Source organism: Cellulomonas fulva (assembly GCF_018531375.1).
GTDB classification, from domain to species: domain Bacteria; phylum Actinomycetota; class Actinomycetes; order Actinomycetales; family Cellulomonadaceae; genus Cellulomonas; species Cellulomonas fulva.
The window spans coordinates 2,047,929-2,062,323 of record NZ_JAHBOH010000001.1; the positions used below are offsets into that span (position 1 = coordinate 2,047,929).

Consider the following 14,395-nt stretch of genomic DNA (forward strand, 5'->3'; position numbering starts at 1 on the left):
TCGCTCAGAGCGAACAGCGGCCCTCGTCGTCGACCGCAGGCGCCGGCGCCGCGGGTGCGACGAGACGCTCAGGCCACGAAGCTCGGCGCCCGCAGTCCACGCTCGCGGAACGCCGCGTCGACGGCGTCCGCCACGGCGGTGACCGCGTCCACCTCGACGAGGGCGATCGCCGACCCGCCGAAGCCGCCGCCGGTCATGCGGGCACCGAGCGCGCCCGCCGCGCGGGCGGCCTCGACCGCCACGTCGAGCTCGAGGCACGAGACCTCGTAGTCGTCGCGCAGCGAGGCGTGCGACGCGTCGAGCAGCGGTCCGGTCTCGCGCAGACGGCCCGCATCGAGCAGGTCGACGAACTCGACGACCCGCTGGATCTCCGCCAGGACGTGCCGCACGCGCCGCACGCGCACGTCGGAGCCCTCGCTGCCGTCGTCGAGCGTCGCGAGCGCGCGCTCGGCGTCGCCGGGCACGTCGGTCAGCTCCCGCAGGGTCGGGACGCCGAGGAGCGCGGCGGCGTCCTCGCAGGTCGCCCGGCGTGCGGCGTACTGGCCGTCGACGAGAGCGTGCTCGGTGCGGGTGTCGATGACCAGCAGCGCGAGCCCGTCGGCCTCCGGCGCGAACGGGACGTGCCGCACCGACAGGTCGCGGCAGTCCAGGAGCAGCGCGTGCCCGGGGATCGTGCGCAGCGCCGCGGCCTGGTCCATCCCGCCCGTGGGTGCGCCGGCGATCTCGTTCTCGGCCCGTACCGCGGCGGCGGTCAGGACCTCGCGCTCGAGGCCCAGGCCGTTCAGCTCGTCGAGCGCGAGGGCGACCGAGCACTCGAGCGCGGCGGAGGACGACAGGCCGGCGCCCACGGGGACGCACGAGTCGACCGCGACGTCGAAGCCGCCGACCCGGTGCCCCTGCTCGCGCAGCGACCACGCGACGCCGGCGACGTACGCGGTCCAGCCGTCGACGGTGCCGGGCGCCACGCTCTCCAGGGCGAGGTGCACCACCGCGGTGGGGTCCCACGAGGAGGCCATGCGCGCCGCGTCGTCCACCCGCGGCCGCACCGCCGCGAAGGTCCGGTGCGCGAGCGCCACCGGCAGGCACAGGCCGCCGTTGTAGTCGGTGTGCTCACCGATGAGGTTCACCCGGCCCGGAGCGGACCAGACGCCGGCGGGCGGCGTCGCACCGAACGCCGCGGCGAAGGCGGCACGCGCGCGCTCCTGGCCGGTGGACTCGTCCCAGGCGTGCGCCCACGTCGTCATGCGAGCTCCTTCAACCGGTTCGCGATGCGCTCGGGCGTCGTGTCCGAGACCCACGCGGCGACGCCGGACTCCACGCCGGCGAGGTACTTCAGCTTCCCCGGGGCGCGCAGCACCGAGAAGAGCTGCAGCGACAGCCGCCAGTCGTCACGGCCCTGGCGCGCGGGCGCCTGGTGCCAGCCGGAGATGTACGGCAGCGGGATCGCGGTCTCGTCGTCGACGAAGAAGAGGTCCAGCCGACGCAGCAGCTCGAGGTAGGTGGTCGCCAGGTCGGCGCGCTCGTCGTCGGACAGGGCCGGGAGGTCCGGCACGTCCCGGCGCGGCACCAGGTGCACCTCGACGGGCCAGCGGGCGGCGAACGGCACGTACGCGACCCAGTGCTCCGACTCGAGGACCACGCGCGCCCCGTGCCGGAGCTCGGCCTCGAGCACGTCGCGACCGAGCAGGCGGCCCGTGGCGGCGCGGTGCGCACGCGCCGCCTCGAGCATGGTCGCGGTCCGCGGCGCCAGGTACGGCAGCGCGTAGATCTGGCCGTGCGGGTGGTGCAGCGTGACCCCGATCTCCTTGCCGCGGTTCTCGAACGCGAAGACCTGCTCGATCCCCTCTGTCGCGTTGAGGGCCTCGGTCCGGTGCGCCCACGCCTCGATGATCGTGCGCATGCGGTGGGGCGTCACCGTGCGCAAGGACGCGCTCGGGTCCGACGAGAAGCACACGACCTCGCAGCGGCCCGCGGCGGGCCGCGTCTGCCACAGCGGCTCGTCGTCCAGGAGCGCGACCTCGTCGGTGGCGCCCGGGACGCGCATGAGCGACGGGAAGCGGTTCTCGAACACGACGACGTCGTAGTCCTCCGCCGGGATCTCGCCGTCCTGGTACGTCGCCCGGGGCTTGGCGGGCGCGAGCGGGTTGGCGTCCGCAGGCGGCAGGAACGTGCGGTTCATGCGGTGCGCGGCCATCGCGATCCACTCGCCCGTGAGCGGGTCCCGCCGCAGCTCCGGGCCGGTGACCGGCCGACCCTGCTCGTCGGGCGCGAACCGGTCCGGCAGCGGGCGGGGGTCGTCGAGGCGGCGCGTGGCCGCGCCGGACACGTAGGGCTCGGAGTCGTCGAAGTAGAACAGCTCGCGGCCGTCTGCAAGGTGCGTGGGCGTCACGCGCACGTGGGCGGTGGTGTCGGTCATGCCGGGTCGGCCTTCTCTCGGGCGGGTCCGGCGCCGCCGCCGGTCGGGTTCGGGGGCACGTCCTGGGGAACGGTCACCAGGCGCTCCGCGAGGTGACGACGAGCCTGCGGGGGTGCCGCGTCGTCCATCAGGACCACGTCGACCTCGTCGAGCGGCGCGATCTGCGCGAGCCCCACGACGCCCCACTTGGTGTGGTCGGCGAGGACGGTGGTCGCGGCCGCGCACGTCATGAGCGCGCGGTCGGTGGCGGCCTCCGCGAGGTTCGGGGTGGTGAGCCCGGCCTCGTCGAGACCGTGCACGCCGAGGTAGGTGCGGTCGACGCGGAGGCGCGCGAGCGCGGCGTCCGCGACGGGCCCGACGAGCGCGTCCGACGGCGTCCGCACGCCGCCGGTGAGCACGACCTCGATCTCCGCGCCGCGCACGGCCCGGTGCAGCGCCTCGGCGATGCGCAGGCCGTTGGTCACGACCGTGAGCGGCCGCAGCTCGGGGTCCGCGGCGACGAGCTCGGCCAGCCGGTAGGTGGTGGAGCCCGCGGAGAGCGCGATCGCCTGACCGGGCTCGAGCTCGGCGTGAGCGGCCCGCGCGACGGCCGCCTTCTGCGGCCCGGCCTGCTCGGTCTTGACCTCGAAGCCCGGCTCGTCGGCGGCCCGCGTGCCCTCGGGGGCGACCGCGCCGCCGTGGACGCGCCGCACGAGCCCCGCCTGCGCGAGCTCGGCGATGTCCCGCCGCACGGTCATGTCCGAGACGCCGAGCTCGGCGACGAGGTCCGCGACGCGCGCGGCGCCGCGCTCGCGCACGGCCGTCAGGATCAGCTCCTGCCGCTGGGTCGCCAACACCCGAACAGCATCCCACGCGATTCAACAAAATCCAACAACGCGCAGCGAGCGAGGTGGGCTCAGCGGGTGGGGGACAGCCCCAGGGAGCGGCCGGCGAGGTTGCGGCGGCGGGTGGCCAGCGCCGTCGCGACGGTGCGCAGGGCCGCCGCCGCGGGCGAGCCCGGGTCGGTCAGCACCACCGGGGTGCCGGCGTCGCCCGCCTCCCGCAGCCGCACGTCGAGCGGGACCTGCCCGAGCAGCGGGACGTCGCCGCCGGTGAGGTCGGTCAGCCGGCCCGCCACACGTGCGCCGCCCCCCGACCCGAAGACCTCGAGCCGGCTCCCGTCGGGCTGCTCGAGCCAGGACATGTTCTCGACCACGCCCACGACGTGCTGGCGCGTCTGGACCGCGACGGACCCCGCCCGCTCGGCGACCTCGGCCGCCGCGTCCTGGGGTGTGGTCACGACGACGATCTGCGAGCCCGGCAGGAGCTGCGCCACCGAGATCGCGATGTCCCCGGTCCCGGGCGGCAGGTCGAGGAGCAGCACGTCCAGGTCGCCCCAGAACACGTCCGCGAGGAACTGCTGCAGCGCGCGGTGCAGCATCGGCCCGCGCCACACGACCGGCTGACCGGGCGGGACGAACATGCCGATCGAGACGACCTTCACGCCGTGCGCCTCGGGCGGCAGGAGCATGTCGTCGACCTTGGTCGGCGGCCGGTCCACGCCCAGCATGCGCGGGATCGAGAAGCCGTAGATGTCCGCGTCGACCACGCCCACGCGCAGGCCGTCGGCCGCCATGGCGACCGCGAGGTTGGCCGTGACGGACGACTTGCCGACGCCGCCCTTGCCGGACGCGATCGCGAACACCTTGGTCAGCGACGACGCCTGCGCGAACGGGATCGTCGGCTCGGCGTCGGTGCCGCGCAGGAGCCGGCGCAGGTCCGCCCGCTGCTCGGCCGTCATGACGCCGAGCTGGACCGCGACCTCGTCCACGCCGGGCACCTGGGCGACCGCGGCGGTGACGTCGCGCGTCAGGGTCTCCTTGAGCGGGCAGCCCGGGGTGGTCAGGTCCACGCCGACGACGACGCGCCCGCCCTCGACGTCGACCGAGCGGACCATGCCGAGCTCGGTGATCGGCCGGTGGATCTCGGGGTCCTGCACGGTCGCGAGGGCCGCGCGGATCGCCGCGGTGAGCTCGGTGGGGTTCTCGTCGGGCACGACGACCATGCTAGGTCGCCGCGCGGGGGCCACGGACGGGCCGTCCGGCCCGGGCGGGGCCGGAGCCGTCAGGCGGTCGGCCGCTTGCGCTCGCCCTTGCGCTCGGACCGGGGCGCACGCGCCTCCGCACGGTCGTGCGCGCCCTCCGCCTCGTCGTCCTCGGCCTGCTCGGTCGCCAGCTCCTCGAGCAGGTTGCGCAGCTCCGAGCGGACGAAGTCACGGGTCGCGACCTCGCCCAGCGCGATGCGGACCGCCGCCATCTCCCGGGCCAGGAACTCGGTGTCGGCGAGGTTGCGCTCCGAGCGCTGCCGGTCCTGCTCGGCCTGCACCCGGTCGCGGTCGGCCTGCCGGTTCTGCGCCAGCAGGATCAGGGGCGCGGCGTACGACGCCTGGAGCGACAGCATGAGCGTGAGGACGGTGAAGCCGTTGCTCGCCTTGTCGAACCGCAGCCCTTCGGGTCCCCAGGAGTTCCACACGAGCCAGACGATGCAGAAGATCGTCAGCCAGAAGATGAACGACGGCGTGCCGAGGAACCGCGCGATGCTCTCCGAGGCGCGGCCCGCGGCGTCCTGGTCCGTCGACGGGCGCGGGAAGAACGACCGCCGCGACTCGCGCGGCTGGTCCAGGCGCTCAGCCACGGGTCACCCCCGGCCGACCGGCCGGCCCGCCCGTCCGGGCACCGGCCGCCGCGGGGGTGGCGGCGCCCGCGGGGGACAGCCCGTGCTCCTCGTCGTCCTGCTCGCGCCAGTCCTCGGGCAGCAGGTGGTCCAGCACGTCGTCCACCGACACCGCCCCGAGCAGGCGCTTCTCCGCGTCGACGACGGGCAGCGCCAGGAGGTTGTACGTGGCGAGCTGACGCGTGACCGACAGCAGCGGCGCGCCCACCTCGATCGCCTCGATGTCGGTGTCGACGATCGACCCGATCGGCTCGTGCGGAGGCTCGCGGAGCATCCGCTGCAGGTGCACGACCCCGATGAACCGCCCGGTCGGCGTCTCGAGCGGCGGCCGCGTGACGAACACCATCGAGGCCAGCGCGGGCGTGAGGTCCTGCCGCCGGACGTGCGCGAGCGCGGCGGCGATGGGCGTCTCGGGGCCGAGGATGACGGGCTCGGTGGTCATCAGACCGCCCGCGGTGTTGTCCTCGTAGGCCAGCAGCCGCCGGACGTCCTTGGCCTCCTCGGGCTCCATGAGCCCCAGCAGCTCGGCCGCCTGGTCGTCGGGCAGCTCGCCCAGGAGGTCGGCGGCGTCGTCGGGCTGCATCGCCTCGAGGACGTCGGCGGCGCGGCCGAGCTCGAGGCCCTGCAGGATCGCGACCTGGTCGTCCTCCGGGAGCTCCTCGAGGACGTCGGCCAGCCGCTCGTTGTCGAGCGCCGTGGCGACCTCGAGGCGGCGCGTGGTGCCCAGGTCGTGCAGCACGTCGGCCAGGTCGGCCGGCTTGAGGTCCTCGTACTGCGCGAGCAGGAGGTCCGCGCCCTGCTGGCCCGCCGCCCGCGCGAGGCCGGTGACCTCCTCGACCGCCACGAGCTGCGTCTCGCCGCGGCGTCGCAGCAGGCCACGGTGCCCGGCGACGACGCGCCGCACGAACAGCTTGCTGACCAGCCAGTCCCCGCCGCGCTGCAGCTCCAGCGCCACGTCCTCGACCGTCGCCGCCCCGCTGCCGTCCACCAGGTCGACGGTGCGGTCCAGCAGCTCGCTCACGGCGAGCGTCTCGAACGCGCGCTGCTCGAACCGCCGCATGTTCACCAGGCCGGTCGAGATCACCTGACCGGGGTCCATGGCCGTGACGCGCGTCAGCGGGAGGAACACGCGCCGCCGGCCGGGCACCTCGACGACGAGCCCGACGGCTCGCGGCGCGCCCTTGGGGCGGACGAGCACGACGACGTCGCGCACGCGCCCGACCTGGTCACCGAGGGGGTCGAAGACCGTGGTGCCGGCCAGGCGCGCGACGAAGACCCGGGTGCCCACGCTGCTCACGCGGTCAGCCTAGACGCACCGCACCGGACGACGCGGTGAACGGATCATGGACACGTTTCAACGAACTACTTACTGACAGGTCGGTCAGTGTGGTTGGCTCCGATATGTCCGGTTGAGCTCAACGGAGAGGATCACCGTGCCCCACCACAGCCCTGCCCCCGCGCCTGTCCCCGCGCCTGTCCCCGCACCAGCGCCCGCCCGTGCGCCGAGCCGCCGCCGGCGGCGCACCGGCCTCGCCGGCCTCGTCGCGCTCGCGCTCGTCGTCGGCGCCGCCGCGTCGCCCGCGGCCGCCGGCCGCGGCCACCAGCCCCCCGCGCCCGACCTGGGCGCCAACGTCGTCGTGTTCGACCCGAGCATGCCGGTGGCGGACATCCAGGCCCGGGTCGACGCGATCCACGCCCAGCAGGTCGACGCCGAGATGGGGACCGCTCGGTACAGCCTGCTGTTCCTGCCCGGCGAGTACGGCACCGCCGAGCAGCCGCTGCAGATGAAGGTCGGCTACTACACCGAGGTCGCCGGCCTCGGCGCGTCGCCGTCCGACGTCGTCGTGCACGGCAAGATCGAGACCTACAACCGCTGCCTGTCCGACGACCCGGACAACCCGAACTGCCTCGCGCTCGTGAACTTCTGGCGCACGCTGTCGAACCTCACGATCGACATCGACGCGGCCGGTCAGGACGGCTGCCGCGCGTCGGCGAACTTCTGGGCGGTCTCGCAGGCGGTCTCGGTGCGTCGCGTCGACGTCCGGGCCGACGAGGGCGACCCCGGCTTCTCGCTCATGGACTACTGCACCGCGGGACCGCAGTACGCGAGCGGCGGCTTCATCGCCGACTCGCGGTTCGGGGACGTCGTCAACGGCTCGCAGCAGCAGTGGCTGACCCGCAACAGCGAGGTCCGCAGCTGGTCCAACGGCGTGTGGAACCAGGTCTTCTCCGGCGTCGAGGGCGCACCCGACGACGCCGCCTTCCCCGACCCGCCCTACACGACGCTCGACACGACCCCGGTGAGCCGGGAGAAGCCCTACCTGTACGTGGACGACCACGGCAGGTGGAACGTGCGCGTCCCCTCGGCGGCTCAGGGCACCCGCGGGATCACGTGGGCCGACGGCATGACGCCCGGACGCTCCGTCCCGCTGCGGAGCTTCTACGTCGCCCGGCCGGGCGACTCCGTGGCGCGCATCAACCTCGAGCTCGCGCGCGGCAAGAACCTGCTGCTCACCCCCGGCGTGTACGACGTGGCGTCGACGATCACGGCGTGGCGCCCGGGCACCGTGGTGCTCGGCCTCGGGCACGCGACGCTCACCTCCGTCCGCGGGTCCGTGCCGCTGTTCGTCGCCGACGTGCCCGGCATCGTCGTCGCGGGCGTCACGGTGGACGCGGGTCCGACGAAGTCGCCCGTGCTGCTCAAGGTCGGCCTGCGGCTCGGCGGCCACGACTGGGGCGCCCGCAGCCGCAAGGACCCGATCACGCTGAGCGACGTGTACTTCCGCGTGGGCGGCCCGCACCGCGGCAGCACGGACGTGGCGCTCGAGATCAACGCCGACGACGTCGTCGTGGACCACACGTGGGTCTGGCGCGCGGACCACGGCGTCGAGGGCTTCACGGAGGGCGTCAACGGCGACACCGAGCGCTGGCGCACCAACATCGGGCGCACGGGCGTCGTCGTGAACGGCGACGACGTGACGGCGACCGGGCTGTTCGTGGAGCACTTCCAGCAGCACAACCTGGTCTGGAACGGGGACGGCGGCCGCGTCGTGCTGTTCCAGAACGAGCTGCCCTACGACCCGCCGACGCAGGCGGACTGGACGCGGCCCGACGGCACGCTCGGCTGGGCCGGCTACAAGGTCGGCGACGCGGTGCGCACGCACCAGCTGTGGGGCGGCGGGGTGTACGTGTTCAACCAGAACAACCCGTCGATCGTCACCGAGCGCGGGTTCGAGGTGCCGGAGCGTCCCGGCGTCCGGCTCACGCACGTCATGACCGTCAACCTCAGCGCCGGGACCATCCGGCACGTCGTCAACGACACGGGTGACCAGGTCGACGACACCGCGGTCGGGGTGCCGTCGTTCGTCGCGCAGTACCCGTGACGACACTCCTGAGGACACCCGTGGCGACACCCGTGACGGCAGCGTGACGGAAGCCGGCCCGCTGACGCGAGCGTGACGCGCGTCAGCGGGCCGGCTTGGCGCCGTGCTTCCAGTAGCCGCAGAAGGCGACGTCGGTCTTCGCCAGGCCACGCTCGGTGACCAGGTGGCGTCGGACGGCGGCGGTCATGCCGGTCTCGCCGACGACGAACGCGTACGGCCGCCCCTCGGGCCACGTGCACGACGCGGCGGCCGCCGCCGCGAGCCGGCCGGGCACCGCGTGCTCGTCGTGGGCGGCGCCTGTCGGCTCGTGGCGCGGGAGCCACCGCACCTCGACGCCCTCGGGTGCCTCGAGGTCCTGGACGTCCTCGGGCGTCGGCACCTCGACGAGCGCGAGGCCTCGCGCGTCGCGGGGGAGCGCGGCCAGCACGCCGGCGACCGCCGGCAGCCCGGACTCGTCGGCGACGAGGAGCAGGGACTCGGCCCGCGGCGGGGCGGCGAACATGATGCCCTCGTCGAGCACCCCCAGCGGGCTGCCGATCTCGCACCGCTGCGCCCACGCCGCGGCGCTGAACGCGGAGGGGTCCGCCGCGGGGTGCACCACCAGGTCGATGTCGATCTCGCCCGGCCGGATCGCGCGGAAGGTGTAGTTGCGCAGCAGCGGGCGGGTCGCGGCGTTCATCGTCGCGTAGCGCAGGTAGCCCCGCAGGGTCAGGTCCGGCGGCAGGCGGAGCTCCTCCTGGCCCGGCCGCGGGACGAGCATGCGGAACCACTGGTCGAAGCCCAGCGGCGTCAGCGCGTCGAGCCCGGGGCCGCCCGCCGTGATCCGGACCATCGACGGCGAGACCAGCTCGCGGCGCAGGACGGTGGCGCGCAGCATCCGCGCGCTCTCGGGCTTGACCAGTGTCGAGCTGCGGGTCATCGGCGCTCCCTCGTCGGTGCCCCGCGACGGCGGTCGCCGCTGAGGTGAGCCTCACCTTAGTTGTGTGGGCGCACGGTGACCAGGCTCCCGCGGACCGGCCTGGCGCGGGCCCAGGTCGGCGGGGGAGGATCGGTGCATGTCGTTCTCCGGCCAGTCCCGCATCCCGCGCACGCCGACGCCGCCCCAGGGCGAGACCGTCGCGCGCTACGACACCTACGTCGAGGCGCAGCGCGCGGTCGACCACCTCGCGGACAAGTCCTTCCCCGTGCAGATGGTCACGATCGTCGGAGCGGACCTGCGCATGGTCGAGCGCGTCACCGGCCGGCTGTCCTACCCGCGCGCCGCGCTCGGCGGCTTCGTGTCGGGCGCGTGGTTCGGCCTCTTCGTCGGACTGCTGCTCACGCTGTTCTCCGAGCCCGGCGGCTCCAGCCCGCTGCTCGCGGCGATCCTCATCGGCGGCGCGTTCGGGCTGCTCTTCTCGGTGCTGACCTACTCGCTGTCCCGCGGGCGGCGGGACTTCACCTCGTCGAGCCAGATCGTCGCCTCGTCGTACGCCGTGCTCTGCCGGGCCGAGAAGGCGCACCAGGCCCGCCAGCTGCTCGGCGAGGTCGGCGGCGTCACGCAGGGGTGGCCCGAGCGGGTCGCCCCGGCCGCTCCGGCCGTCCCGACGGCGTCGCCCGCGGTCCCCCCGGCGGCTCCGCCGACGACGGTTCCCGCGGCTCCGCCGACGACGGTTCCCGCGGCTCAGCCGGCCGCGCGCCCGGGGACGAGCACGCCGACCGACCGGCCCGGGCAGGGCGGCCCGCCCGCCGCACCCGTGGTCGACGCACCCGTGGTCGACGAACCCGTGGTCGACGCACCCGTGGTCGACGGCCCGGTGCAGGACGCCCCGCCGGCGGAGCCGCGCTGACCTCGGGCTGAGCCGCCGCGGGCTCAGCCGTCCAGCAGGCCGGCCATCCACGCCTCGACGGCGTCCGGGTCCCGGGGCAGCGCGGCGGACAGGTTCTCGTTGCCGTCGGCGGTGACCAGGACGTCGTCCTCGATGCGCACCCCGATGCCGCGGTACTCCTGCGGCACCAGGAGGTCGTCGGACTTGAAGTACAGACCGGGCTCGATGGTGAACACCATGCCCGGCTCCAGCACGCCGTCGAGGTAGAGCTCGGCCCGCGCCTGCGCGCAGTCGTGGACGTCGATGCCCAGGTGGTGGCTCGTGCCGTGGACCATCCACCGACGGTGGTGCTGGTTGTCCGGCTGCAGGGACTCCGCGGCGGTGACCGGGAGCAGACCCCACTCCTCGAGCCGGGCGGCGATGACCTCCATCGCGGCCGCGTGCACGTCACGGAACCGCGCGCCCGGCACCGCGGCGGCGAAGGCGGCGTCCGCGGCGTCGAGCACCGCCTGGTAGACGCGCCGCTGGACGTCGGTGAACGTCCCGTCGACGGGCAGGGTGCGCGTGATGTCCGCGGTGTAGAGCGAGTCGACCTCGACGCCCGCGTCGAGCAGCAGCAGCTCGCCCGCGCGGACCTGGCCGTCGTTGTCGATCCAGTGCAGCGTCGTCGCGTGCTCGCCGGCGGCGGCGATCGTCTCGTACCCGACCGCGTTGCCCTCCTGCCGCGCGTGCCCGACGAAGGTGCCCTCGACCACCCGCTCGCCGCGCGCGTGCTCCTGCGCGGCGGGCAGAGCACGCACGACCTTCTCGAAGCCCTCGATCGTGGTCGCCACCGCGAGCCGCATCTGCTCGACCTCGAACGCGTCCTTGACCAGCCGGAGCTCCGAGAGGGCCTCGACCAGGTGCTCGTCGCGGTCCGCCTGCTCGGCGCCGCGCCCGGCCTCCTGCGCACGGATCTCCTCGATGACCGCCTCGACCGCGGGGTCGACGTCGGGCACCACGAGCAGCTGGACGCCGCCCTCGCCGACGTCCTTGGCCACGGCGTCCCGCAGGTCGTCGACGTGCGCCGTGGAGATGCCCGTGAGCTCCTCGAGGTCCTCGAGCGTCGGACGAGCGCCCACCCAGAACTCGCCGTACCGCGAGTCGGAGAAGAACTCGCTCGTGTCCCGGCCCGCCAGCGGCCGGATGTAGAGGACCGCGTGGTGCGCGCTGCCGTCGTCGCCGGCGCCGTCCTCGACGGGGTGCAGGACCAGGACCGCGTCGGGCTCCTGCTCGACGCCGAGACCGGTGAGGTGCGCGAACGCCGAGTGCGGGCGGAAGCGGTAGTCGGTGTCGTTGGACCGGACCTTGAACGTGCCCGCGGGGACGACGAGCCGGCGCCCCCGGAACCGCGCCGACAGCGCGCTGCGGCGCGCGGCCGTGAAGTCGGCGGCGCCGGACCGCGTGACCTGCGACGCGGGCCGTGGCGCCCATCCGGACGTCACGAACTCCAGGAACGTCGCGGAGCCGGGCCGCTGCGAGCGGTTGGACCCGCGCTCCTCCAGCGGCTGGTCCTCGTGCCACGTCGCGTCTCCCGCGCCGGCCGTGCCCTCGTCGATGGTGCTGCCCGTCTCGTCGTCCATCCCGTCATCCTCGCACCGACCTCCGCCGACGACCGCGGCCCGGTGCCGCCGGCGCTCGTCGGTGCCCGCCCGTGGACGAAGGTGCCCGCGCGGACGGCTACGGTGCTGCCGTGCGCATCGATCTGCACGCCCACTCGTCGGCGTCCGACGGGACCGAGGCGCCCGCCGACGTCGTGGCCGCCGCCTGGCGTGCGGGCCTCGACGTCCTCGCGCTGACCGACCACGACACGACCGTCGGCTGGCCCGCCGCGGCCGAGGCGGCGGGCCGTGCCGGCATCGCGCTCGTGCGCGGCACGGAGGTGTCCGCGCGCTGGCGGGGTGTCAGCGTGCACCTGCTCAGCTACCTGCAGGACCCGGAGCACCCGGCGCTCGCCCGCGAGCTCGCCCGGACCCGCGAGGCGCGCGTGGCCCGGGCCCGCGCGATGGTCGACCTGCTCGCGGCCGACCACCCGATCACGTGGCAGGACGTCCTCGCGGAGTCCGACGACGCCGTGACCGTCGGTCGCCCGCACATCGCCGACGCGCTCGTCGCCCGCGGCGTCGTGCCCGACCGCGACGCCGCGTTCCGGCACCTGCTGCGCGCCGACGGGCCGTACCACGTCCCGCACTACGCCCCCGACGCCGGGGCGGCGGTCGCCGCGATCGTCGAGTCGGGCGGGGTGCCCGTGTTCGCGCACCCCGGTGCGGACGCGCGCGGTCGCGTCGTGCCCGACGAGACGTTCGACGAGCTCGCCGCGGCCGGCCTCGTCGGGCTCGAGGTGCGGCACCGCGACCACGGGCCCGAGCAGCGCGCGCGCCTCGGCGCGATCGCCGAGCGGCTCGGCCTGCTGGTGACCGGCGGCAGCGACTACCACGGTGCCGGCAAGGCCAACCGGTTGGGGGAGAATCTGACCGACCCCGCCGCCCTGGCGGAGATCGAGGCGCGCGGAGCGAGCGAGGTGATCAGGTGACCGAGGTCCTCGACCCGCGCCTGCTCGGCTCGGTGTTCATCACGCTCTTCGTGATCATGGACCCGCCCGGAACCGTGCCCATCTTCCTGGGCCTGACCGGTGCCATGACGCGCAAGCAGCGCAACAAGGCGGCCTGGCAGGCGGTCGCCGTCGCGCTCGGTGTGATCGTGTCCTTCGCGATCTTCGGCCAGTCGATCCTGTCCTACATGCACATCTCGCTCGCGGCGCTGCAGGCCTCGGGCGGGCTGCTGCTCCTGCTGGTCGCCATGGAGCTCCTCACCGGCAAGATGGAGGAGACGCAGCCGTCGGCCAACGCGAAGGTCAACGTCGCCCTGGTGCCGCTGGGGACGCCGCTGCTCGCCGGACCGGGCGCGATCGTGGCGACCATGGTGTTCGTCAAGCAGGCGGACGGCTCGGCCGCGGACTGGGTGTCGATCTCGCTCGCGATCGTCGCGGTGCACGTGTGCCTCTACCTCGCGATGCGCTTCGCCAACCTCATCCACCGCGTGCTCAAGGACTCGGGCACGATCCTGGTGACGCGGATCGCGGGCCTCCTGCTCGCGGCGATCGCCGTGCAGCTCATCGCCGACGCGGTCACCGAGTTCATCCAGACCGCCTGAGCCGGCGGCGCAAGGCGGTCGCCGCTCACGACACACTCCTCATGAGGCGCCGGCCCAGGCGCCCGGTGAGGAGTGATCCATGTCCAGGAGCCGGATCCTGACGTGTGCCGCGATCGCCGGGGTGCTGACGGTCCCGCTGCTCGCGGCGTGCGCGACCGAGCGTCCGACGGCCACGGTGGGTGCGGCCGGTGCCCCGGCCGCCCTGTCCGACGCCCCGTCGGACGCCCCGTCCGACATGGCGTGCGGCGTCGAGCCCGTGGTCGTGCCGATCTCGTCCCGGGACGACGAGCGACGCCCGTCGGTCGAGGGGCTCGCGACGTTCCCGGCCCAGTACGTCGCGGACGCGGTGGGGGAGTACCTCGACGGTGAGCGTGACGACCCCGCGTGGATCTCGACCGCGATCGTCGACCTGGACGGTGACGACCGCGGCGATCTCCGGGTGTTCCACCACGGCGACCTCACCTCGGGGGTCCGGCGGGTGCTCGAAGGGGCGGCCGACCGGTGGGACGTGCGGCTGGAGTACGTGCCGACGCCCGTCGACCTCGACGGCGAGGCCGCGCGCACCATCCTCGACGAGCTGCTGGCGCGGGTCGACGACGACGTCGAGGGCAGCCCGCTGGGCATGCTCGGCCCGGACGACCTGCAGAGCGGGATCGAGATCGAGGTCGCGACCGGAGCGCTGTCCGAGGAGGACTACTGCGCGGTCGCCGAGCTGGTCGACGCGACGTGGCCGGGTGCGACGACGACGTTCCGCGTCGGACAGGTCACCGAGGTGCACAAGCTACCCGCTGTGGTGCCGCCCGCCGAGGACTGACCTGCTGCCCGTCCGGCCGGCGTACGTCGCGACGAGCCCCCCGCGCCCGGGAAGGTGCGGGGGGCTCGTG

13 protein-coding genes are annotated in these 14,395 nt (G+C 74.5%); 5 read left to right on the top strand and 8 right to left on the bottom strand.

The window, feature by feature from the left end; genetic code table 11:
* Nucleotides 1–68: 68 nt before the first annotated feature.
* The 6 genes from galK to KIN34_RS09180 form a co-directional block, all read right to left on the bottom strand.
* A complete protein-coding gene (gene galK, locus KIN34_RS09155) occupies nt 69–1,244 on the bottom strand; it encodes a galactokinase (protein ID WP_214349539.1) in 1,176 nt (391 codons plus the stop codon).
* Nucleotides 1,241–2,416, bottom strand: a complete 1,176-nt coding sequence (galT, locus tag KIN34_RS09160; RefSeq protein ID WP_214349542.1) for a galactose-1-phosphate uridylyltransferase — start codon at nt 2,414–2,416, stop codon at nt 1,241–1,243. Before galT ends, galK begins: the two co-directional genes overlap by 4 nt.
* Entirely contained in the window at nt 2,413–3,252 is an 840-nt protein-coding gene (locus KIN34_RS09165; protein ID WP_214349545.1) for a DeoR/GlpR family DNA-binding transcription regulator, read from the bottom strand. Before KIN34_RS09165 ends, galT begins: the two co-directional genes overlap by 4 nt.
* A gap of 59 nt (nt 3,253–3,311) precedes the next feature.
* Nucleotides 3,312–4,451 (bottom strand): Mrp/NBP35 family ATP-binding protein, encoded by a 1,140-nt coding sequence (locus tag KIN34_RS09170; protein ID WP_372449537.1) that lies wholly within the window; start codon nt 4,449–4,451, stop codon nt 3,312–3,314.
* Nucleotides 4,452–4,519: 68 nt separating this feature from the next.
* A complete protein-coding gene (locus KIN34_RS09175) occupies nt 4,520–5,089 on the bottom strand; it encodes a DUF1003 domain-containing protein (RefSeq protein ID WP_214349549.1) in 570 nt (189 codons plus the stop codon).
* On the bottom strand, nt 5,082–6,425 hold the full coding sequence (locus KIN34_RS09180) for a magnesium transporter MgtE N-terminal domain-containing protein (RefSeq protein ID WP_214349551.1): 1,344 nt from the start codon (nt 6,423–6,425) through the stop codon (nt 5,082–5,084). Before KIN34_RS09180 ends, KIN34_RS09175 begins: the two co-directional genes overlap by 8 nt.
* 136 nt (nt 6,426–6,561) lie before the next feature.
* Between KIN34_RS09180 and KIN34_RS09185 the strand changes: the two genes are divergently transcribed.
* Nucleotides 6,562–8,511 carry a pectate lyase-like domain-containing protein gene (locus tag KIN34_RS09185; RefSeq protein ID WP_214349553.1) on the top strand — a complete coding sequence of 650 codons (1,950 nt, stop codon included), beginning with the start codon at nt 6,562–6,564 and terminating at the stop codon, nt 8,509–8,511.
* Nucleotides 8,512–8,593: 82 nt separating this feature from the next.
* Here KIN34_RS09185 and KIN34_RS09190 read toward each other — a convergent pair whose 3' ends face one another.
* Nucleotides 8,594–9,430 carry a siderophore-interacting protein gene (locus KIN34_RS09190; RefSeq protein WP_214349555.1) on the bottom strand — a complete coding sequence of 279 codons (837 nt, stop codon included), beginning with the start codon at nt 9,428–9,430 and terminating at the stop codon, nt 8,594–8,596.
* A 136-nt stretch (nt 9,431–9,566) separates the two neighbouring features.
* On the opposite strand from KIN34_RS09190, the gene KIN34_RS16790 reads away from it, so the two are divergent.
* Entirely contained in the window at nt 9,567–10,340 is a 774-nt protein-coding gene (locus tag KIN34_RS16790) for a YflT domain-containing protein (RefSeq protein ID WP_237689074.1), read from the top strand.
* 23 nt (nt 10,341–10,363) lie between these two features.
* Here KIN34_RS16790 and KIN34_RS09200 read toward each other — a convergent pair whose 3' ends face one another.
* Nucleotides 10,364–11,941: an aminopeptidase P family protein gene (locus KIN34_RS09200; RefSeq protein ID WP_237689075.1), complete on the bottom strand. Its 1,578-nt coding sequence runs from the start codon at nt 11,939–11,941 to the stop codon at nt 10,364–10,366.
* Between the two features lie 110 nt (nt 11,942–12,051).
* Here KIN34_RS09200 and KIN34_RS09205 point away from each other — a divergent pair, with 110 nt between their 5' ends.
* From KIN34_RS09205 to KIN34_RS09215, 3 genes are all read left to right on the top strand, one after another.
* On the top strand, nt 12,052–12,891 hold the full coding sequence (locus KIN34_RS09205; protein ID WP_214349556.1) for a PHP domain-containing protein: 840 nt from the start codon (nt 12,052–12,054) through the stop codon (nt 12,889–12,891).
* Nucleotides 12,888–13,511 carry a MarC family protein gene (locus tag KIN34_RS09210; RefSeq protein ID WP_214349559.1) on the top strand — a complete coding sequence of 208 codons (624 nt, stop codon included), beginning with the start codon at nt 12,888–12,890 and terminating at the stop codon, nt 13,509–13,511. Before KIN34_RS09205 ends, KIN34_RS09210 begins: the two co-directional genes overlap by 4 nt.
* Nucleotides 13,512–13,590: 79 nt before the next feature.
* On the top strand, nt 13,591–14,325 hold the full coding sequence (locus tag KIN34_RS09215) for a hypothetical protein (protein WP_214349561.1): 735 nt from the start codon (nt 13,591–13,593) through the stop codon (nt 14,323–14,325).
* The last annotated feature ends 70 nt before the right edge of the window (nt 14,326–14,395 follow it).